This is a genomic window from Streptomyces sp. 184 (assembly GCF_045781775.1).
In the GTDB taxonomy this organism is placed as follows: Bacteria; Actinomycetota; Actinomycetes; order Streptomycetales; family Streptomycetaceae; genus Streptomyces.
In genome coordinates, this window is record NZ_CP123230.1 from 2,859,135 (window position 1) to 2,878,492 (window position 19,358).

The 19,358-nt window shown below is 76.0% G+C and carries 19 protein-coding genes; 14 read left to right on the forward strand and 5 right to left on the reverse strand.

The window, feature by feature from the left end; translation table 11 throughout:
* Positions 1 to 148 precede the first annotated feature (148 nt).
* The 8 genes from QBL21_RS12200 (at position 149) to QBL21_RS12235 (ending at position 8,053) form a co-directional block, all read left to right on the forward strand.
* The gene (locus QBL21_RS12200) at positions 149 to 982 is read left to right on the forward strand and encodes a M55 family metallopeptidase (RefSeq protein ID WP_407562167.1); all 834 of its coding nucleotides are present in this window, start codon (positions 149 to 151) and stop codon (positions 980 to 982) included.
* Positions 975 to 2,351, forward strand: a complete 1,377-nt coding sequence (locus QBL21_RS12205; protein ID WP_407562168.1) for a M20/M25/M40 family metallo-hydrolase — start codon at positions 975 to 977, stop codon at positions 2,349 to 2,351. Before QBL21_RS12200 ends, QBL21_RS12205 begins: the two co-directional genes overlap by 8 nt.
* Positions 2,352 to 2,455: 104 nt before the next feature.
* On the forward strand, positions 2,456 to 5,428 hold the full coding sequence (locus QBL21_RS12210; RefSeq protein WP_407562169.1) for a prolyl oligopeptidase family serine peptidase: 2,973 nt from the start codon (positions 2,456 to 2,458) through the stop codon (positions 5,426 to 5,428).
* A 47-nt stretch (positions 5,429 to 5,475) separates the two neighbouring features.
* Positions 5,476 to 5,988, forward strand: a complete 513-nt coding sequence (locus tag QBL21_RS12215; RefSeq protein ID WP_407566399.1) for a DinB family protein — start codon at positions 5,476 to 5,478, stop codon at positions 5,986 to 5,988.
* A gap of 60 nt (positions 5,989 to 6,048) precedes the next feature.
* Entirely contained in the window at positions 6,049 to 6,285 is a 237-nt protein-coding gene (locus QBL21_RS12220) for a lipopolysaccharide assembly protein LapA domain-containing protein (protein ID WP_407562170.1), read from the forward strand.
* Between the two features lie 239 nt (positions 6,286 to 6,524).
* On the forward strand, positions 6,525 to 7,046 hold the full coding sequence (locus tag QBL21_RS12225) for an endonuclease domain-containing protein (protein ID WP_407562171.1): 522 nt from the start codon (positions 6,525 to 6,527) through the stop codon (positions 7,044 to 7,046).
* A 7-nt stretch (positions 7,047 to 7,053) separates the two neighbouring features.
* On the forward strand, positions 7,054 to 7,425 hold the full coding sequence (locus QBL21_RS12230; RefSeq protein ID WP_407562172.1) for a glyoxalase superfamily protein: 372 nt from the start codon (positions 7,054 to 7,056) through the stop codon (positions 7,423 to 7,425).
* Positions 7,426 to 7,450: 25 nt separating this feature from the next.
* On the forward strand, positions 7,451 to 8,053 hold the full coding sequence (locus tag QBL21_RS12235; protein ID WP_407562173.1) for a GNAT family N-acetyltransferase: 603 nt from the start codon (positions 7,451 to 7,453) through the stop codon (positions 8,051 to 8,053).
* Positions 8,054 to 8,056: 3 nt separating this feature from the next.
* On the opposite strand, the gene QBL21_RS12240 is transcribed toward QBL21_RS12235, so the two are convergent.
* Together QBL21_RS12240 and QBL21_RS12245 are read right to left on the reverse strand one after the other, a co-directional pair.
* Positions 8,057 to 8,404 (reverse strand): VOC family protein, encoded by a 348-nt coding sequence (locus QBL21_RS12240; protein ID WP_407562174.1) that lies wholly within the window; start codon positions 8,402 to 8,404, stop codon positions 8,057 to 8,059.
* Positions 8,405 to 8,503: 99 nt separating this feature from the next.
* Entirely contained in the window at positions 8,504 to 9,304 is an 801-nt protein-coding gene (locus QBL21_RS12245; RefSeq protein ID WP_407562175.1) for a methyltransferase domain-containing protein, read from the reverse strand.
* Between the two features lie 158 nt (positions 9,305 to 9,462).
* On the opposite strand from QBL21_RS12245, the gene QBL21_RS12250 reads away from it, so the two are divergent.
* From QBL21_RS12250 to QBL21_RS12265, 4 genes are all read left to right on the forward strand, one after another.
* Complete coding sequence (locus tag QBL21_RS12250; RefSeq protein ID WP_407562176.1) at positions 9,463 to 9,705, forward strand: DUF6158 family protein; 243 nt, start codon at positions 9,463 to 9,465, stop codon at positions 9,703 to 9,705.
* Positions 9,706 to 10,030: 325 nt separating this feature from the next.
* The gene (locus tag QBL21_RS12255) at positions 10,031 to 10,876 is read left to right on the forward strand and encodes a SigB/SigF/SigG family RNA polymerase sigma factor (protein WP_407562177.1); all 846 of its coding nucleotides are present in this window, start codon (positions 10,031 to 10,033) and stop codon (positions 10,874 to 10,876) included.
* A gap of 284 nt (positions 10,877 to 11,160) precedes the next feature.
* The gene (locus tag QBL21_RS12260) at positions 11,161 to 12,483 is read left to right on the forward strand and encodes an aminotransferase class I/II-fold pyridoxal phosphate-dependent enzyme (RefSeq protein ID WP_407562178.1); all 1,323 of its coding nucleotides are present in this window, start codon (positions 11,161 to 11,163) and stop codon (positions 12,481 to 12,483) included.
* Positions 12,480 to 13,511, forward strand: a complete 1,032-nt coding sequence (locus QBL21_RS12265; RefSeq protein ID WP_407562179.1) for an MBL fold metallo-hydrolase — start codon at positions 12,480 to 12,482, stop codon at positions 13,509 to 13,511. Before QBL21_RS12260 ends, QBL21_RS12265 begins: the two co-directional genes overlap by 4 nt.
* A 58-nt stretch (positions 13,512 to 13,569) precedes the next feature.
* Here QBL21_RS12265 and QBL21_RS12270 read toward each other — a convergent pair whose 3' ends face one another.
* Entirely contained in the window at positions 13,570 to 14,211 is a 642-nt protein-coding gene (locus tag QBL21_RS12270; RefSeq protein ID WP_407566400.1) for a DedA family protein, read from the reverse strand.
* 2 nt (positions 14,212 to 14,213) lie between these two features.
* Positions 14,214 to 14,996 (reverse strand): MBL fold metallo-hydrolase, encoded by a 783-nt coding sequence (locus QBL21_RS12275; protein ID WP_407562180.1) that lies wholly within the window; start codon positions 14,994 to 14,996, stop codon positions 14,214 to 14,216.
* Positions 14,997 to 15,184: 188 nt separating this feature from the next.
* Here QBL21_RS12275 and QBL21_RS12280 point away from each other — a divergent pair, with 188 nt between their 5' ends.
* Positions 15,185 to 17,665 (forward strand): phage holin family protein, encoded by a 2,481-nt coding sequence (locus QBL21_RS12280; RefSeq protein ID WP_407562181.1) that lies wholly within the window; start codon positions 15,185 to 15,187, stop codon positions 17,663 to 17,665.
* A gap of 22 nt (positions 17,666 to 17,687) precedes the next feature.
* Here the strand turns inward: QBL21_RS12280 and QBL21_RS12285 are convergent, their stop codons facing one another.
* Positions 17,688 to 18,644, reverse strand: a complete 957-nt coding sequence (locus QBL21_RS12285; protein ID WP_407562182.1) for a LysR substrate-binding domain-containing protein — start codon at positions 18,642 to 18,644, stop codon at positions 17,688 to 17,690.
* A gap of 251 nt (positions 18,645 to 18,895) precedes the next feature.
* Here QBL21_RS12285 and QBL21_RS12290 point away from each other — a divergent pair, with 251 nt between their 5' ends.
* Positions 18,896 to 19,321, forward strand: a complete 426-nt coding sequence (locus tag QBL21_RS12290; RefSeq protein ID WP_407562183.1) for a hypothetical protein — start codon at positions 18,896 to 18,898, stop codon at positions 19,319 to 19,321.
* The last annotated feature ends 37 nt before the right edge of the window (positions 19,322 to 19,358 follow it).

A 19,358-nucleotide genomic window follows, 5' to 3' on the forward strand; every position in this document is an offset into this window, starting at 1 on the left:
GACCGGGTGTGCGCCGGACGGCGTACGACCGAAGTCTCCCCGGAAATGGCTGGTCGCAGGCCGTCCCGGGGGAGTTGAAGCGGTCTAGACCTCTGTACGTATCCACAGGGGTTTCACCGCTTCGTCCGACCGCGTACCGTGGCTCGGCATGAAGGTCTTGATCAGCGCCGACATGGAGGGGGCCACCGGCGTCACGTGGCCCGCCGACGTGCTTCCCGGCGGCCCGCAGTGGGAGCGCTGCCGGCCCATGTTCACGTCCGACGTCAACGCCGCCATCGAGGGCTTCTTCGCCGGCGGCGCCGACGAGGTGCTGGTCAACGAGGCGCATTGGACGATGCGCAATCTGCTCCTGGAGCGGCTCGACGACCGCGCCCAGATGCTCACCGGGCGGCACAAGTCGCTGTCCATGGTCGAGGGCGTGCAGCGCGGCGACGTCGACGGCATCGCCTTCGTGGGGTACCACACGGGCGCGGGCACCGAAGGGGTGCTCGCGCACACCTACCTGGCCAACTCCCTCACCGGCGTCTGGCTCAACGGCGTACGGGCCAGCGAGGGCCTGCTGAACGCGCACGTGGTCGCCGAGTTCGGGGTCCCGGTGGTGCTCGTCACCGGCGACGACAAGACCGTCGAGGACGCCAGGGGGTACGCGCCCGCGGCCCCCGGCGTCGCCGTCAAGGACTACGTCTCGCGGTACGCGGCGGTGTGCCGCACCCCGGCCCGTACCGCGGCCGACATCCGGGCGGCGGCCACCGAGGCCGCGGCGCTCGCGGTGCGGACGGAGCCGGTGCGCGGCGGACCGTTCACGGTGGAGCTGGAGTTCGACGCGGAGCACCTGGTCGGCGCGGCGACGGTCGTGCCGGGGGTGGCGCCGGCCGGTGAGCGGCGCGTGGCGTACACGACGGAGACCATGTACGACGGCATCCGCTGCTTCAAGGCGGTCACCACGCTCGTCTCGGCCGCCGTGGAGGAGCAGTATGGCTGACCCGACCGCACCCGCCGCGGGCGCCCCGGCCGCCCACGGCCCCGGTCCGGACGCGGCGGCGCTGGACGAGGTGGTGCGCTTCACCTCCGACCTGATCCGCATCGACACCACCAACCACGGCGGCGGCGACGGCGTCGAACGCCAGGCCGCGGAGTACGTCGCGGAGCGGCTCGCCGACGCCGGCATCGAGCCCGCCCTGCTGGAGAAGGCCCCCGACCGGACGAACGTCGTGGCCCGTATCGAGGGCACCGACCCGGGCGCCGACGCCCTGCTCGTCCACGGCCATCTCGACGTGGTGCCCGCCGAGCCCGCCGACTGGAGCGTCCACCCGTTCTCCGGCGAGGTACGCGACGGCGTGGTCTGGGGCCGCGGCGCCATCGACATGAAGAACATGGACGCGATGGTCCTCTCGGTCGTACGGGCCTGGGCGCGCGCCGGCGTCCGTCCCCGCCGCGACATCGTGCTCGCCTTCACCGCCGACGAGGAGGCCAGCGCCGAGTACGGCTCCGGCTACCTGGCCGAGGAGCACGCCGCGCTCTTCGAGGGCTGCACCGAGGGCATCAGCGAGTCCGGCGCCTTCACCTTCCACGCCGGCGAGGGCCTGAGGCTCTACCCGGTCGCCGCCGGCGAGCGCGGCACGGCCTGGCTGCGGCTGACCGCCCGCGGGCGCGCCGGACACGGCTCGAAGGCCAACACCGACAACGCCGTCTCCCGGCTGGCCGCCGCCGTCGGCCGGATCGGCGAGCACCGCTGGCCCGTGCGGCTCACGCCCACCGTCCGCGCCGCGCTGACCGAGACGGCCGCGGTGTTCGGCATCGAGGTCGCCCCCGAGGAGCTGGACGACCCCGCCTTCGACGTGGACGCGCTGCTCGGCAAGCTCGGCCCGGCCGCCGCCCTCGTCGCGCCCACCGTGCGCAACAGCTCCAACCCCACGGTCCTCGCCGCCGGCTACAAGGTGAACGTCATCCCCGGCAGTGCCACCGCCCAGGTCGACGGCCGGATGGTGGCGGGCGGCGAGGAGGAGTTCGCCCGTACGCTCGACGAGCTGACCGGACCGTACGTCGACTGGGAGTTCAGCCACCGCGAGGTCCCCCTCACCGCCCCCGTCGACGCCCCGGTGTACGCGGCGATGCGCGCTTCCCTCCAGCGCTTCGACCCCGGCGCGCACGTCGTGCCGTACTGCATGTCGGGCGGCACCGACGCCAAGCAGTTCTCCCGCCTGGGCATCACCGGCTACGGCTTCTCGCCGCTGAAGCTCCCCGCCGGCTTCGACTACCAGGCGCTGTTCCACGGCGTGGACGAGCGGGTGCCGGTGGAGGCGCTGCACTTCGGCGTGCGGGTGCTGGACGACTTCCTCAGATCGGCCTGACGCACCCCGCCCCAGAACCGCGCGGGAAGCAGCGCAACGACCAGCGAGCGCGCCGGCGAGAGCGCCGGTGCCTCGGCCACCAGCGGAAAGAGACGACACCGCCCGTGACCACCGCCCCGTACGGCACCTGGACCTCCCCCCTGACCGCCGCCCTCGCCGCGACCCACGACGGCCGCCCGGAGTATCTGGACGCCGTCGGCGACGAGGTGTGGTGGACCGCCCCGCGACCGCGCGAGGGCGGGCGCCGGGCGCTGGTGCGGCTGCGCCCGGACGGCACCGAGGAGTCGGTGCTGCCCGCGCCGTGGAACGTGCGCAACAGGGTCATCGAGTACGGCGGCCGGCCCTGGGCCGGCGTGCCGCGCGCCACCGGCGGCCCGCTGATCGTCTTCACCCACTTCGCCGACCAGCGGCTGTACGCGTACGAGCCCGACGGCGGCGGCGACCCCCGCCCGCTCACGCCCGTCTCCGGCGTCGGCGGCGGGCTGCGCTGGTGCGACGCCGTCGTGCTGCCCGAGCGCGGCGAGGTGTGGTGCGTGCTGGAGGAGTTCACCGGGCAGAGTCCCACCGACGTACGCCGCGTGCTCGCCGCCGTGCCGCTGGACGGCTCGGCGTCCGCCGACCGCGCCGCCGTGCGCGAGCTGACCGACGACCGGCACCGCTTCGTCACCGGCCCGCGCCTGTCCCCGGACGGCCGGCAGGCCGCCTGGATCGCCTGGGACCACCCGCAGATGCCCTGGGACGGCACGGAGCTGCGCGTCGCCGACATCACCGGCGACGGCCGGCTGGCCGGGGTCACCACGGTGCTCGGCGCCCAGACCGGCTCCGAGGCGGAGTCCGTCGCGCAGGCCGAGTGGCTGCCGGACGGCACGCTCGTCGCCGCCACCGACCGCAGCGGCTGGTGGAACCTGCACCGGGTCGACCCCGCCACCGACGTGACGAGCGAACTGTGCCCGCTGCCCGAGGAGTTCGCCGACGCCCTGTGGAAGGTCGGGCTGCGCTGGTTCGCCGTCCTCGGCAACGGCCTCGTCGCCACCCTGCACGGCACCGGCGGCACCCGCCTCGGCGTCCTCGACCCCGCCACCGGCGAGCTGGCCGACGTGCCGGGCCCCTGGTCGAACTGGGCCGCGGCCCTCGCGGTCGCCGGCGAACGGGTCTTCGGCCTGGCCGCGAGCCCGGTCACCGGGTACGAGGTCGTCGAGCTGGACACCGCCACCGGCCACGCCCGGGTCGCCGGCAACGCCCACCGCGACGCGGTCGACCCGGCCTACCTGCCGCGGCCCGTGTCCCGCACCTTCAGGGGACCCGACGGCCGCGACGTGCACGCCCACGTCTACCCGCCGCACCACCCGCAGGCCGCCGGCCCCGAGGGCGAGCTGCCGCCGTACGTGATCTGGGCGCACGGCGGCCCCACCGGGCACGTACCGCTGGTGCTCGACCTGGAGATCGCCTACTTCACCTCGCGCGGCATCGGCGTCGCCGAGGTCAACTACGGCGGCTCCACCGGCTACGGCCGCGCCTACCGCGAGCGGCTGCGCGAGCAGTGGGGCGTCGTGGACGTCGAGGACTGCGCCGCCGTCGCCCGCGCGCTCGCCGACGAGGGCACCGCCGACCCCGCCCGGCTGGCGATCCGCGGCGGCAGCGCGGGCGGCTGGACGACCGCCGCGTCCCTGACCTCGCCGCTCGCCGACGGGCTGTACGCGTGCGGCACCGTCGTCTACCCCATCCTCGACCTCGCCGGCTGGGCCACGGACGAGACGCACGACTTCGAGTCGCGGTACCTGGAGTCGCTGGTCGGCCCGCTCGCGGCGGTGCCCGAGCGGTACCGCGAGCGCTCCCCGGTGAACCACGCCGACCGGATCACCGCGCCGTTCCTGCTGCTCCAGGGGCTCGACGACGTGATCTGCCCGCCGGTGCAGTGCGAGCGGTTCCTGGACGCCCTCGCCGGCCGGGGCGTGCCGCACGCGTACCTCACCTTCGAGGGCGAGGGCCACGGCTTCCGGCGCGCCGACACCCTGACCCGGGCGCTGGAGGCCGAGCTGTCGCTGTACGCGCAGACGTTCGGCTTCGCGGCGCCGGACGTGCCCGTCGTGGACCTGGGCGCCCCCGTGCGGCGGCCCGCCGCCGGCGCCGCCGCCCCGGCCACCGGGTCCGCCGTCGCGCTCGTCCGCCCCCGCCGGCTGCGCCCCGGCGACCGGGTCGCCGTCGTCGCCCCCAGCGGCGGGTTCCCGCGCAAGGAACTGGACGCCGGCGTGGAGGTGCTGCGCGGCTGGGGCCTGGACGTCACCGTCCACCCCACCGCGTACGGCCGGCACGACACGCTGTCCTACCTCGCCGCCGACGACGCCGCCCGCGCCCGGGACTTCGCGCGCGCCTGGTGCGACCCGGAGGTCGCCGCCGTCTTCTCCGGCCGCGGCGGCTACGGCGCCCACCGCATGCTCGACCACGTCGACTGGGCCGCCCTGCGCGAGGCAGCACCGAAGGTCTACGTCGGCTTCAGCGACGCCACCGTCCTGCACGAGGCCGTCGCCACCCACCTCGGCGTGGCCACCCTGCACGGGCCGATGCCCGCCTGGACCACGTTCGCCGCGGACGACGCCACCCGCGACCACCTGCGCCGCACCCTCTTCGAGCCGGCCACCGTGCAGCGCCTGACCAGCCCCGGCGCCCGCGCCCTGGTTCCCGGCCGGGCCCGCGGCGTGACCCTCGGCGGCTGCGTCAGCCTGCTGGCCGCCGGCCTCGGCACCCCCGGCGCCCGCGCCGGCGCCGCCGGCGGCATCCTGCTCGTCGAGGACGTCGACGAGGAGGACTACCGCCTCGACCGCATCCTCACCCAGCTCCGCCGCAGCGGCTGGCTGACCGGCGTTGCCGGCGTCGTCTGCGGCACCTGGGCCGACTGCGGCCCGTACGAGGACGTCCGCGCCGTGCTCGCCGACCGGCTCGGCGACCTCGGCGTGCCGGTGCTGGAGGGCCTGGACTTCGGCCACGGCGTCCCGGCCCTGACCGTGCCGCTCGGCGTCCCCGCCGTCCTCGACGCGGACGCCGGCACCCTCACACTCGACACCCCGGGGCTCGCATGAGGCGACTCGCCCGCAGGGCCGCGCCGCCGCCGCCGGACCGGCCGCGGATGCCGATCGACGAACCCTCGCCCGGCTCCCGTACGGACCCGCGCGAGCTGCTGGAGACGTACCTCGACCACTACCGGGCCGAGGTGCTGCGCAAGCTCGGCGGCCTGGCCGAGGAGGAGCTGCGCTCCAGCCGCGTGGCCTCCGGCTGGACGCCGCTGGAGCTGCTGGTCCATCTGACGTGGGTGGAGCGCCGCTGGTTCGCGTGGGGCTTCGCCGCCCGCCCGCTGCCCGACCCGTGGGGCGACCGCGGCCCGGACGACCGCTGGACGGTCCCCGCCGATGCCACGACCGAGGAGCTGAAGGACGCCTTCCGGGCGGCCTGCGCCCGCTCCCGGGAGATCGTCGCCGGTGTCCCGCTGGACCGCACGGCCGCCGTCGGCGGGCGGTTCGCGACCGCGGACGAGGCGCCGTCGCTGGCGCTGATCCTCTTCCACGTGCTCCAGGAGTACGCGCGCCACGCGGGCCACCTCGACATCGCGCGGGAGCTGGCCGACGGCGTCACCGGCGAGTGACGTTCGCCCGAACGCCTCCGCCGCCGGGCGCCGCCCCGGCCGCGGGCCCATGCTGGGCGCATGGCTCGTACCACGGCACGCACGGACGGCGCGGGCGGCGCCGGGCAGGCGCTCACGCCGCGCAGGGTGGTCGCGATCGTGCTGGCCGCCCTCGGGCTGGCCTTCATTTTCCAGAACACCCGGCGCGTCCGCATCCAACTGCTGTTCTGGGAGGTCACCACGCCGCTGTGGCTGGCGCTGCTGGCCGTGGCCCTGATCGGCATGCTCGTGGGGTGGATGCTCCAGCGCCGCAGGTGACGCGGTAGCCGGGCGGCTCAGCCGGCGCTGCCCGGCGCGGAGGGCCAGGGCGAGGGCCGGCTCCCGGCGCGGCAGGTCGGCGACGGGCAGTCGGACGAGCGTGCCCGCGGCTAGCTCCGGTCCGACCGTGGAGCGGTTCCTCACGCGCCGCGCGCACGGGCACGAACTCGTCGCGCTGCTGCGGGCGGAGGGCCCGCGGGCGGCGGCCGATGTCAGTGCCGGGCCGTAGCGTCGGGGCCATGAGCAGTACGCCACGGGCGGATCGCGACGTCCCCGCCTGCCACGAGTGGACGCCGCCCGGCGCGCCGCCCGCCGCCGGCCCGGGCGGGGCGCTCGGGGCGATACGGCGATGGCAGGCCGACCGGTGCGCGGTCTGCGGTCTGCGACCCGCCCGGCTCGTCATCGACCACCACCACGTCTCCGGGCTGGTCCGAGGGCTGCTCTGCGAGTCGTGCAACGTCGCAGAGGGACGGCGCACGTCGTACTACGCCGAGCCCTACGCCTCGTACCGCCGCCGCCCGCCCGCGGTGATCGTCGGCCTCACCGAGCGCTACCCCCACTGGCGCCCGAACGCCTACCACTACGTCCTCGGCGACCCTCCCGACGACCCCGCGCTCGCCGCCCGCGTGCTGGACCACCTCATACGCCACCCGCCCCGGCGGCCCACCGGCCGCCCGGTCGAGATCCCCGGGCTGCCCGGCCACTACCTCGTGGGGGACGAAATGCGCCGTCTCGCCGAGCGGCTGGCGGCGGAGGCATAGTGGAGAGATGACTGTTCTCTTCCGACGCACCGTACCGATCTTCCGCATCTTCGACATCGACAAGGCCCGCGAGTTCTACGTCGGTTACCTGGGCTTCACGGTCGACTGGGAGCACAGATTCTCCGACGGCTTCCCGCTCTACATGCAGGTCTCCCGCGGCGACCTCACGCTCCACCTGAGCGAGCACCACGGCGACGCCAGCCCCGGCGCCACGGCGTACGTCGAGGTCGACGGCGCGGGCGAGCTGCACGCCGAGCTGAAGGCCAAGGACTACCCGTACCTCAAGCCCGGGCTGGAGGAGGACGCCGGCATCGGCACGATCCTGGAGCTGACCGACCCGTTCGGCAACAGGCTGCGGTTCGTCCAGCCGAACCCCTGAGCCGGGCCGGGCGTAGACTCGCCCGGTGCCCGAGAACGATGTCATCGCGGCCGGCGCCCGCACCGCGATCCGCACCCCGCGCCCCGCCGACGAGGAGGAGTTCCTCGCCCGCGCCCGCGACAGCGCCGAGCTGCACCACCCGTGGCTGTCCCCGCCCGCCACCCCCGCCGACTACCGCGCCTACCTGGAACGGCTCGGCGAGCCGCAGACCGAGGGCTTCCTCGTCTGCGAGCGCGAGTCCGGCGCCATCGCCGGCTACGTCACCATCAACGCCATCGTGCGCCGCGCGTTCCTCTCCGGCGCCCTCGGCTACGGGGCCTTCGTCCCCTACGCCGGCCGGGGCCACATGTCCGCGGGCATCGGCCTCGTCGTCCGGTACGCCTTCACCCACCTGGGCCTGCACCGCCTGGAGATCAACGTCCAGCCGGGCAACGCCGCCTCCATCGCCCTGGCCAAGCGCGCCGGCTTCCGGCTGGAGGGCTTCTCGCCGGACTACCTGTTCATCGACGGCGCCTGGCGCGACCACGAACGCTGGGCCCTGACCACGGAGATGACCGCGGAGACGACGGCCGGGACGACCGCCGGGACCGAGCCCGGAACGGGCCGCGCCCCCGGCGGCGCGCGCTAGCGCTCAGCGGCGGCGGTCGACGTACTCGAAGATGCTGCCGTCGGGGTGGCGCGCCACCATGTTGCGCCCGATCGGGGTCTTTGAGGGGCCCGCGACGATCTCGGCGCCGACCGACCGGAGCGTCGCGTACGCCTCGGCGACGTCCTTGACCGCCAGCGTCGCGGTGATTCTGCGCAGCACGTCGAGGGTCTCGGGCGGGCCGGACATCAGCAGGAAGCAGCCGACCGCGGCGACGGAGACGCCCGCCTGCGAGAAGCGCTGCGCCTGTTCGCCGGTCAGCCTCTCGTACGTGTCGACGGCGGACTCGAGGTCGGCCACGCAGATGCGCAGTGAGGTGCCGAGGATCTCCATGGGAAGAGTCTAGGGGCGGCGAAGGCGCGTGCGCCGCCGGGCCGTTGGAGCGGCCGGCGGCCGGCGGTCGGCAGCAGGGGCGCCGGAGCGCCGGGCCCGTCACGGCACCCGGCAGAGCACCTCGCCGTGCAGCACCGCGAACCACGCGCCCTCGGCCGCGCCCCACTCCCGCCAGCCGGCCGCGATCCGCTCCAGCGCCGCCGCGTCCGCGTGCCCGCCGTCGACCGCGAGGCGGGCGTACGACGACGCCACCGTGCGGTCCGCCCACGACTCGCTCCACCATGCGCGCTCCTCGTCCGCCGCGTAGCACCATGCGCTCGCCGACGCCGTGACGTCCTCGAAGCCCGCCTCGCGGGCCCACCCCAGCAGCCGCCGCCCCGCGTCCGGCTCGCCGCCCGAGGCGCGGGCCACCCGGCGGTAGGTGTCCAGCCAGTCGTCGAGGGCGGGTACGTCGGGGTACCAGGTCATCGCGGCGTAGTCCGCGTCCCGCGCGGCCACGAGCCCGCCGGGACGGCACACCCGGCGCATCTCGGCCAGCGCCCGCACCGGGTGCGCGAGGTGCTGGAGCACCTGGTGGGCGTGCACCACGTCGAACGAGTCGTCCGGGAAGTCCAGCGCCTCCGCGTCGGCGACGGTGAACTCCACGTTCGCCACGCCCCGTTCCGCCGCCACCGCGCGCGCCTGCGCCAGGATCCCCGGCTGCGCGTCCACGGCCGTCACCCGGCCCCGCGGCACGAGGTCGGCGAGGTCGGCGGTGATCGTGCCGGGGCCGCAGCCGAGGTCGAGGACGTGCATCTCCGGGCGCAGTTCGCCGGTCAGGTACGCCGCCGAGTTGGCGGCCGTGCGCCAGCGGTGCGAGCGCAGCACCGAGTCGTGGTGTCCATGCGTGTAAACGGCCATGTGCGGCAGCGTAACCGCGGTCTCGTATGACGAGAAGAAGTGTCTCACCATACGGGCGCGAGTTCTCTGCTCCACGACTGCCCGCGCGCCGCCCGGGTAGCAGCGGGACCGGGATTGCCCGATCCTGGGAGACGGAGACAGCCGTGAAGGAGCCGCAGATGGGCGAAAGCGACCGGCGCCGGGGCGGCATCGCCCCCGCGCGGCTGAGCGACCAGCAGCTCATCAAGGAGCTGGAGACCATCCACCGCACCCGCCACGACACGCTGCTGCACGGCTCGGCGGCGGCGCTGGCCATGCACAACACGCGCATGGCGCAGCTCGAAGGCGAGTACCTGAGCCGGCACCCCGAGCGCTCCGTCGCGTTCGGCCGCACCCGCGAAGGTGCGCGCGAGCGCTGCTGAGGCACACGTGAGCACGGCCCGGAAAGCCCCCGGGGCACGGTGCCGCGCGCACCGTCCCGGGGGCGTCCGTGCGTGCGGTCGTGGGACACGCGGCCCCGTCGTATTCTGGGAAAGTCCCGTCCGCCCCGTGTTTGCAACTGCCCGCGGGGGGCAGGTGGACCTTCGTGCTTCGGACCAGAGGCACGCCGCGGGAGTACACGGCTTCGCAGCCGTCGGCGCTCCGGGCGCGTCTGGTCCGGAGCTTTGTCGTTTCCGGCCGTGGCCGGCCGCCGCCGTCGTCCTCCCGTGAGAACTGAAAGCTCGCAACTCGCCCGAGGAGGCCCCCGTGGCGCATGTCCGGGCAAGCAGAAGGCACCCGCACCACGACGCACCCGATACCTCCGCGCAGTTCCACCGGCTGGCCGAAATGCCCGAAGGACCCGACAAGCAGGCCCTGCGGCAGGAGGTCGTACGCGCCTGGATGCCGATGGCGGAGCGGCTCGCCCGTCAGTTCAGGAACCGCGGCGAGGCGATGGAAGACCTCGAACAGGTCGCGCACCTCGGCCTGGTGAAGGCCGTCCAGCGCTACGACCCGACGAAGGGCAACGCCTTCGAGAGCTATGCGGTGCCGACGATCGTCGGCGAGCTGAAGCGGCACTTCCGTGACCACATGTGGAGCGTGCACGTGCCCCGCAGGGTCCAGGAGCTGCGCAACCGCGTCCGCAGCGCGACCATGTCGCTGGCCACCACGGCCGACGACCGCTTCCCCCCGACCGCGGACATAGCCAAGGCGGCCGGACTGACAGAGGACGAGGTACGAACGGGCCTGGGAGCCCTGGAGAGTTACGCCACCCTGTCCCTGGACGCCGCCCTCACCGGCGGCTCGGAGGACGGCTACTCGCTCATCGACACCTTCGGCAGCACCGAGCCCGGCTTCGACCGGGCCGTGGACCGCGAGGCCGTGCGACCGCATCTGCGCCGACTGCCGGAACGTGAACGCGAGATCCTCTACCTGCGGTTCTTCTGCGACATGACGCAGAGCCGCATCGCCGAGCGACTGGGCATCTCGCAGATGCACGTCTCCCGTCTGATCAGCCACTCGTGCGCGCGTATCTGCGAGCGCGTCGAGGCCGACCGGGCCGCCGGCCCGGCCCGGGCCGGGGCCTCGGCCGGCTCACCCACCGCCGCGTAGGACCGGGGCCCTGCCCTGCGAGCGCGGCCCGACCGGTAGCGCGATACCGGCGGGCCGCACACCGCAGGTCGCAGGCGCACCGCCCACCCCTCCCCGTCGACCCATCTCCGTCCGTGGCTCCCCGTCGGCCCTCCCCGCCCGCTCCTCCCCGCCGACCCCTCCCGTCACCGCCGCTCACCCGACCAGGCGAACCACGCCGCCCCGCGCGTGCGTGATCTGGGACAGTAGGAGAGATTCGCACTCTTGTGAGCGCCCTAGGGGCGCGCGACGGCGGGAGGTGGCGCATGCAGCAGGCCGTCCCCGACGCCGGTCTGCCACCCCCGGCCGAACTCGTCGACGGCTTCGCCCGCGCCGCCACCGCCGCCCCCGGGCCGCCGGGCGGCGGGCCGGAGCTGCGGGCCGCCGCCGCGGGCTACTGGCACCGCCGGGGCCTGGCCACCGACCCCGGGCACGTGGCCGCCGCACCCGGCGGCCCCGCCCTGCTGCTGGCGCTGGTCGCCGCGGTCGGCGGCGAGGTGCTGCTGCCCCGCCCCTCGGCGTCCTGGTACGCGGCGCAGCCGGCCGTCCTGGGCCGCGCCGTGCACCGCGTGCCCACCACCGCCGAGTCCGGCGGCGCCCCCGATCCGGTCGCGCTGCTGGAGACCGTGCGCCGGGTACGGGCCGAGGGCGGCGACCCGCGGCTGCTGGTCCTCTCCGTCGCCGACGACCCCACCGGCACCGTGCCGCCGCCGGAGCTGGTGCACGACGCGTGCGAGGCGGCGGCCCGGGAGGGGCTGCTCGTCGTCAGCGACGAGACGTACCGCGACACGTTGCACGACCCGCACGCCACCGTGCTCGTCAGCCCCGCCGAGATGCTGCCCGACGACGTCGTCGTGCTCGCCGACCTCGGCGGCACGCTCACCCCGCCCGGCTGGCCCGCCGCCGTCGCCCGCTTCCCCGCCGGCCGCGCGGGCACCGCGCTGCGCGACGCGGTGCTCGCCGTGCTCGGCACCGCCGTGCCGCCGCTGCCGCCGCCCGTCGAGGCCGCCGCCGCGGCGGCGCTCGCCGAGCCGCCCGCCGTCACCGGCCGGCTGGCCGCCGGCATCCGGCTGCACGCCGCGCTCACCGCGGCCGTACGGGACGTGCTGACCGCCGCGGGCGCGCTGGTCCGCCCGCCGCAGGCCGGCTACCACGTGTACGCGGACCTCGAAGCCCTGCGCCGGGACCTCGCCCGCGGCGGCGTCGTGGACGCCGTGGACCTGGAGTCCGCGCTCGTCCGCGCCCTCGGCCCCGGCGCCCGCGCCCGCGCGGTCGGCGGCGCGCACCGCTTCGGCGACGACCTGACCGCCCTGCGGCTGCGGGTGGCCACGGGCCCGCTGCTCGGCGACGCCGGCGGCGCCCACGCCGCCGCGCTGGCCTCGGCCCACGCCCGGCCGCCCGCCGCCGCGGCGACCACCCTGACCCCCGCCGCCGTGCTCCCGCCGCCCACCCCGGCGGAACCTGCCGCCGCGGCCGCCGCGGGAGCGGTACCGGCGGACCAGCCGGAACCCGCGGAGTGGCCGCAGGTGGCGGAGGCGTTGAGATCCCTCGGATCGGCCCTCACCGAGCTGACAGGAGCCCGCCGTTGACCAGCCAGTCAGAGCGGACGGGGGCCGCCGGAGCCGCCGCACCGACCGAGCGCCCAGGCACCGACCCGCGCCCCCTCGGCGAGGTCCGCCGCTGGCCGCGGTCCTTCACCGACCGCCTCAACGCCCCCCTCCCCGGCCTCGGGATGCTCGCCCGGCTCGCCCGCACCGGCCAGTTCCGCCCCACGCCCAGGGCCCTCGAAGAGATCCCCGACCTGCCCTTCGAGCCCGGCCCGCTGCCCGCCGCCGGCCCCGGCACCGTCGCCGTCACCTGGGCCGGGCACGCCAGTTGGGTGCTGCGCATCGGCGGGCTGACCGTGCTCACCGACCCGCTGTGGTCCCGGCGGATCCTCGGCACCCCCGCCCGCGTCACGCCCGTCGGCGTGCGCTGGGAGGACCTGCCGCCCATCGACGCCGTCGTCGTCTCCCACAACCACTACGACCACCTCGACCGCCCCACCCTGAAGCGACTGCCGCGCCGCACCCCGCTGTTCGTGCCCGCCGGACTCGGCCGCTGGTGCCGCCGCCTCGGCTTCACCCGGGTCACCGAGCTGGACTGGTGGGAGGCCGCGGAGCTGCCCGCGCCCGGCGGACCCGTGCGCTTCGACTTCGTACCGGCGCACCACTGGAGCAAGCGCACCCTGACCGACACCTGCCGCTCGCTGTGGGGCGGCTGGGTGCTCACCGACGGGGCGGGACGGCGGGTCTACTTCGCGGGCGACACCGGCTACGGCCACCTCTTCGAGGAGATCGGCCGCCGCCTGCCGGGCATCGCGCTCGCGCTGCTGCCCATCGGCGCGTACTCGCCGCGCTGGATGCTGGGCCCGGTGCACATGGACCCCGAGGAGGCCGTGCGCGCCTGTGCGGACCTCGGCGCCCGGCGGATGGCGCCGATGCACTTCGGCACGTTCCTGCTGTCGGCGGAGCCGCCGCTGGAGCCGCTGCGGCGGGTGCGGGCGGCGTGGGAGCGCACCGGCCGGCCGCGGGCGGAGCTGTGGGACCTGCCGGTGGGGGCGTCGCGGGTGCTGTGACGGCGGTACGGGCCGGGCGCGCGGCGCGTACGCCGGGGGGCGCGTGCGCGCGTACCGGCTACGTCTCCTGCCCCCGGCCGTCGCCGCGCAGCCGCCGCCACAGCGGCGGCGCCACGGCGATCAGCACCGTCAGCACCACCGCCGCCGCCACCCCCTGCCAGGGCTCGGGGAAGAGCGAGCCGCCGAGGATGCCGATCAACTGGTAGGTGGCCGCCCACGCCAGGCAGGCGGGGAAGTTGCCGCGCACGAACGTGTGCAGCGGCATCCGCGCCAGCAGGCACGCGAGCATCACCGGGATCCGCCCGGCGGGCATCAGCCGCGACAGCACCAGCACCGGGATCCGGTGCCGCTCCAGCTTCCGCTGCGCCTGGGCGAGTTGCTCGGGCGCGACGCGGTCGCGCAGCCGGTCCAGCCAGCGCGACCCGTTGCGCGAGCGCACACCCCGGCTGCCCAGCCAGTACAGGGCCACGTCGCCGAGGAAGGCGGCGATCGAGGCGGTGGCGAAGACCAGCAGCAGCGCGTACGGGGCCTCGCGGTGGAACGCGACGACGGCGGCCGAGCTGACCAGGGCGCCCGTCGGCACCACCGGCACCAGCGACCCCACCAGGACGAGCAGGAACAGCGACGGGTAGCCCACGGCCTGCTGCGCCGGGGCCACGTCCCGGGCGGCGGCGAGCAGCCCGGGCGGCGCGTTCGGCAGCCTCAACGGGCCGCCTCCAGCCGCATGCCCTCGCCGTGCCCCAGCCGGTGCACCGCCACCTGCGGCGCCAGCGCGGCGGCCCGGCGGACGAAGTCGTGGCCGGGGGCGTGGAACTCGTGCGGGCGGACGGCGTCCATGCCGATCGGCCAGTACGTGCCGTAGTGCACCGGGACCGCCGCGCGCGGCGCCAGCTCCGCCAGCGCCTCGGCCGCGCGGCCCGGGTCGAGGTGGCCGTGGCCGAGGAACGGGCCCCAGCCGCCGACGGGCAGCATCGCCACGTCGCACGGGCCCACCGCGCGGGCCATGCCGTCGAAGAGGCCGGTGTCGCCGGCGAAGTAGGTGCGGGCCTCGCCCTCGAAGACGTAGCCGAGCGCGGGCGCGGTGCGCGTGCCGTACGGCCAGCGGCGGCCGTCGTGCGCGGCGGGCACGGCGCGGATCGTCAGCGGACCCGCGGCGACCTCGTCGCCGGGGCGCACCTCGGTCACCGGCAGCCCGCGCGAGGCGGCGAGCCGCCCGAGCCCGGGCACGGCCGCCCGCGCCCCGTGCGGCGCCACGAGCCGGGTGCCGGGCGCGAGCCGGGCCAGGGACGGCAGGTGGAGGTGGTCGGAGTGCAGGTGGGAGACGACCACGACGTCGGCGACCGCGGCCGACGGCGGCGGCAGCGCCCCGCGGCGGCGCCGCAGGTGCATCAGCCTCGGTACGAACAGCGGGTCGGTCAGCACCCGCACCCCGGAATCCCGCACGGTCGCGGTGGCATGTCCCCACCACGTGATCTCGACCGGCAACGCCCGCTCCCTCCGCCGCCGACACCTGCCCCGGCCTCACCGAGGGTACGGCGTCCCGCGCGCCGCGCGCGCCGCGTGCGGCGCTGTGGGCGCTGTGTGCGCCGTGGGGCGCCGTGGGGCGCTGTGCGGAATTGCCTGTCGCCAGGCTGTGGAAGGCTGGTACGACAGGAGCGGAGGTGAGACAGCGCATGGCAGAGCCGCGGAAGGGGCCCGGAGAGGAGTCCGGGCCGGGGGAGGACCCCGCGTCCGGCGAGAGATCCGGGCAGGGGGCTGCCCCCTGCCCGCACACACCGCCCGGGCCGCGTTCCGGGTCTCCCGCGGACCCGGACCCCCGGGCCCGTACGGAAAGCGATGCCGATTCCCGCACGGACCCCGACCCCGACCCCGCCTTCGAGCCCGGCGCGGGACTGACGGCGCTGCGGGCCGCGACCACGCGCAAGGGCAGGCGCGCCGCCGCCGGCGCCCTCGGCCGGATCGTCGTCGTGTGGGCCGTCGGCACCCTGACGATGATCATCCTCGCCGGCGCCCTGCCCGACTTCCGGCTCCAGTCGCCCGACGGCGACAGCGCCACCCACATCGCCGTCACCGCCGCCATCGGCGCCGGCGTCTTCGGCGTGCTGTCCGCGCTGGTGTGGCCCGTGCTCGTACGGGCCCTGCTGCTGGTGCCCGCGTTCGTGCTCGGGCTGCTCGTGTTCTTCCTCAACGGCTCCCTGCTGCTGATCGCGCTCAGCCTCAACCCCACCGGCCGCGGCGAGGCCAACCCGGAGACCGCCGTCGTCGTCGCCGCGGTGATGTCCGCCGCGTCCTCCGCCACCAGCACCGCGCTCACCGTCCGCGACGACGGCGCCTACCGCCGCCGGCTGGCCCGGCTCGCGTACCGCCGCGGCGCCCCCGCGGTCTCTCCGGACGCCGCCCCCGGCATCCTCTTCCTCCAGCTCGACGGCGTCGGCCACGACGTGCTGCACGCCGCGCTCCAGGAGCGCGAGCGCGCCGGGGGGCGCAGCCTCGGCGGGCAGCGGCTGCTCGCGCACCGGCTGCCGCCGGTGATGGAGACCGTCGCCTCCTGGTACGGCACCAGCCACCGGCTCATGCCCTGGCGCACCGACTGGTCCAGCCAGACCGGCGCCAGCCAGCTCGGCATCCTGCACGGCACCAACGAGGACGTGCCCGCCTTCCGCTGGTACGAGAAGGAGAGCGGCGAGGTGAAGGTGTGCAGCCACCCCTCCACCGCGCTGGAGCTGGAGCGCCGGGCCGCCGCCCGCACCGCCACCGACCCGGCGCTGCCCGGCGGGCTGCTGGCCACCGGCGAGCCCGGGGACACCGCCAGCCGCGGCAACCTGTTCACCGGCGGCGCCACGCAGCTCGCCCTGGTGCTGTCGGTCGCGGTCCGGCGGAAGAAGAAGACCCGCTCCCGCGCCGGGTACTTCGCCTACTTCTCCGACCCCGCCAACGCCTCCCGCACCTTCGCCTCCTTCTTCGCCGAGGCCGGCCGCGAGGTGTTCCAGTCGCTGCGCTCCCGGCTGCGCCGGGAGACGCCGCGCGTCGGCCGCGGCGGGCTCTACCCGTTCATCCGCGCCTTCGCCACCGTCGTCTCCCGGGACGTCGTCGTCGCCTCCGTCATAGGCGACATGCTCGCGGGGCGCACGGCGGTCTACGCCGACCTCGTCGCGTACGACGAGGTGGCCCACTACGCGGGGCCGCGGCACCGCGACGCCCAGCAGGTGCTGCGCCGCCTCGACCGCTCCGTCGCGCTCATCGCCAAGGCCGCCGAGCACGCCCCGCGCCCGTACCGCATCGTGCTGCTGTCGGACCACGGGCAGAGCCACGGCCCCACGTTCGCCGCCGCCTACGGCCTGACCCTCCAGGACCTGGTACGCGCCGGCTGCGGGCTGCCCGTCCCGCGCCGGGTGGGCAGGACCAGGAGCGGCGCCGAGGCGCGCACCGCCGCGCGCGCCGCGCTGCGCCGGCCGGAGCGCCCCGAGGACGCGCACGTGGGCGAGGGGCGCCGCGGCCAGGAGCCCGTGGTGCTCGGCTCCGGGAACCTGGGGCTGGTGTCCTTCCCCGAACTGCCCGGCGTGGTCAGCCGGGAGACGATCGAGCGCCGCTACCCGGCGCTGCTGCCGGCGCTCACCGAGCACCCCGGGATCGGCTTCCTGCTGGTGCGCTCCGAGGAGCACGGGCCGGTGGCACTCGGCGCGGACGGCGCGGAACACCACCTGGAGACCGGCAAGGTCATCGGCATCGACCCGCTGCTGCCCTTCGGCCCGGGCGCCGCGGAGACGGTGCTGCGCACCGCGCGCTTCCCGCACGCCGCGGACATCATGGTCAACTCCTCGTACGACCCGAAGACCGGGACCGTGCACGCCTTCGAGGACCAGATCGGCTCGCACGGCGGCCTCGGCGGTGAGCAGAGCCGGGCGTTCCTGTTCTGGCCCGAGGGGCTGACGCCGCCGGTGCCGGCGGGGGAGACGCTGGCGGGTGCGGAGGCGGTGCACCGGGTGCTGCGCCGGTGGATCGGCGAGTGCGGGGGCCGGGCGGCGGACGCGGAGCGGCCGGAGGCCGTGGCCGCGGCCGTGGCGGAGGCCGTGGAAGCGGGGCCCGTGGAGGCGGGGCCCGTGGAGGCGGGGCCCGTGGGCGAGAGCGTGGTGGAGGGCCGGCGGGCGGGGTGAACGGCGGTGTGCGGCCGGGCGGTCAGTCGGCCGTGCCGTACTCGGGGTGGGTGGCCAGCCACTTCGCGTAGACCGGGTTGCGCCGCGCCGCCTCCGCGTGCGCCGCCCGCGCGTACATCAGCACCGCGGGCGCGGCACCCGCCGACGGCGACTCCGGGTGCCAGCCGATGAGGTGCCGCCAGCTCAGCGGCGTGCCCGTGATCGGCACGGTGGTGATCCCCGGCGTCGGCGGCATGGTCGCCCGGCACAGCCCCACCGCGCGGCCGACCTGCACCAGGTGCGCGCACGAGACGGTGTCCGTCTCCAGGATCGGCGTCGGCGTGAACCCGGCCCGCGCGCACGCCGCCGAGAAGCAGTCCCCGAAACACCCCTCGCCCGGCACCGTCGTCCAGCGGTCCTCGCGGAACCGGCCCAGCTCCAGCTCCGGTTCGTCCGCCGCCGGGTGGTCCTCGGCCAGCAGGAAGAACACCGGGTCCGTGCCCACGAGCCGCCACTCCAACTCCTCGGCGGGCGGCGGGCTCTCGCCGCAGACCCCGATCAGCGCGAAGTCCAGCCGCCCCGAGGACGCCATCTCGCTGATCTCCTGCACCGACCAGGAGGTGTACGTGCTCACCGGCTCGTCCGGGTACAGCGCCGCCAGCCGGTCCACCAGCGCCCCCAGCAGCGGCCCGTGCGTCCCGCCGAGCCGGAACCGGTGCATGTCCTCCCAGGCGTTGGCGAACCGCACCGCCTCCTCCTGCAACTCCCGCACCGCGGGCAGCAGCACCTGGGCCCGGTCGAGCACGAGTTCCCCGAGCGCCGTCGGCCGCGCCCCCGCCCGGTCGCGTACGAACAACGGCCCGCCCAGGGCCCGTTCTATCCGCTTGAGCTGCGCGCTGATCGCCGACTGCGCCAGCCCGAGCTGCCCGGCGGCCCGCGTGAGGCTCCCCGTCTCGGCGATGGCGCGTACGAGCTTGAGATGCCGCAGTTCCAGTTCCATCGCCGTCTCGTCTCAGGCCGGGCACAGGCCGCTCCGGGCAACGTAGGCCCACGGACGCGGCACCGCAATAGCGCCGAAACCGGCAGGTCGTCCGCCCTCGGCCCGGACCGTGGGAGCCGGACATTACCCGGCGGGTAATCGACGCGGCGCGCGGGGGCGGGCACCGTGGGGGTATCGGAGCCCGGACCGGCGCACTCCGGCCCGGGTTCCGGCTCTGACCAGTACCGATGCCGTTCGGAGGGTGATCCGTCATGTCCGCAGCCGTCTCCCCGACCGCCGCCACCGCCCCGCAGATCACGCTCCGCCGCTGGCTCGGCCTCGACGCCGTCGTCACCGGCGCCAACGGACTGGTGTACCTGGCGCTGTCCGGGCCCGTCTCCGACCTGCTCGGCGTGGACCGCGGGCTGCTGCTCGTGCTCGGCGCGGTGCTGGTCGTCTACGCGCTCGACGTCGCGTGGATCGCCCGCAGGGCCGTGCCGCCCGCGCGGCCGGTGGCGCTGGTGGTCGACATCAACGTCGCGTGGGCGGTGGCGAGCCTCGTCGTCCTCGTCACCGGTGTGCTCGGCCCGACGACCGCGGGGTACGTCTGGATCCCGCTCCAGGCCGCGGTGGTGCTGGGGTTCGCGGTCGTGCAGTACGGGCTGCTGCGCGGCATCCGGACCGCGGCCGGGCGCTGACCGCCCCCGGCGTACGGGCCGCCCCCCCGGCACCCGC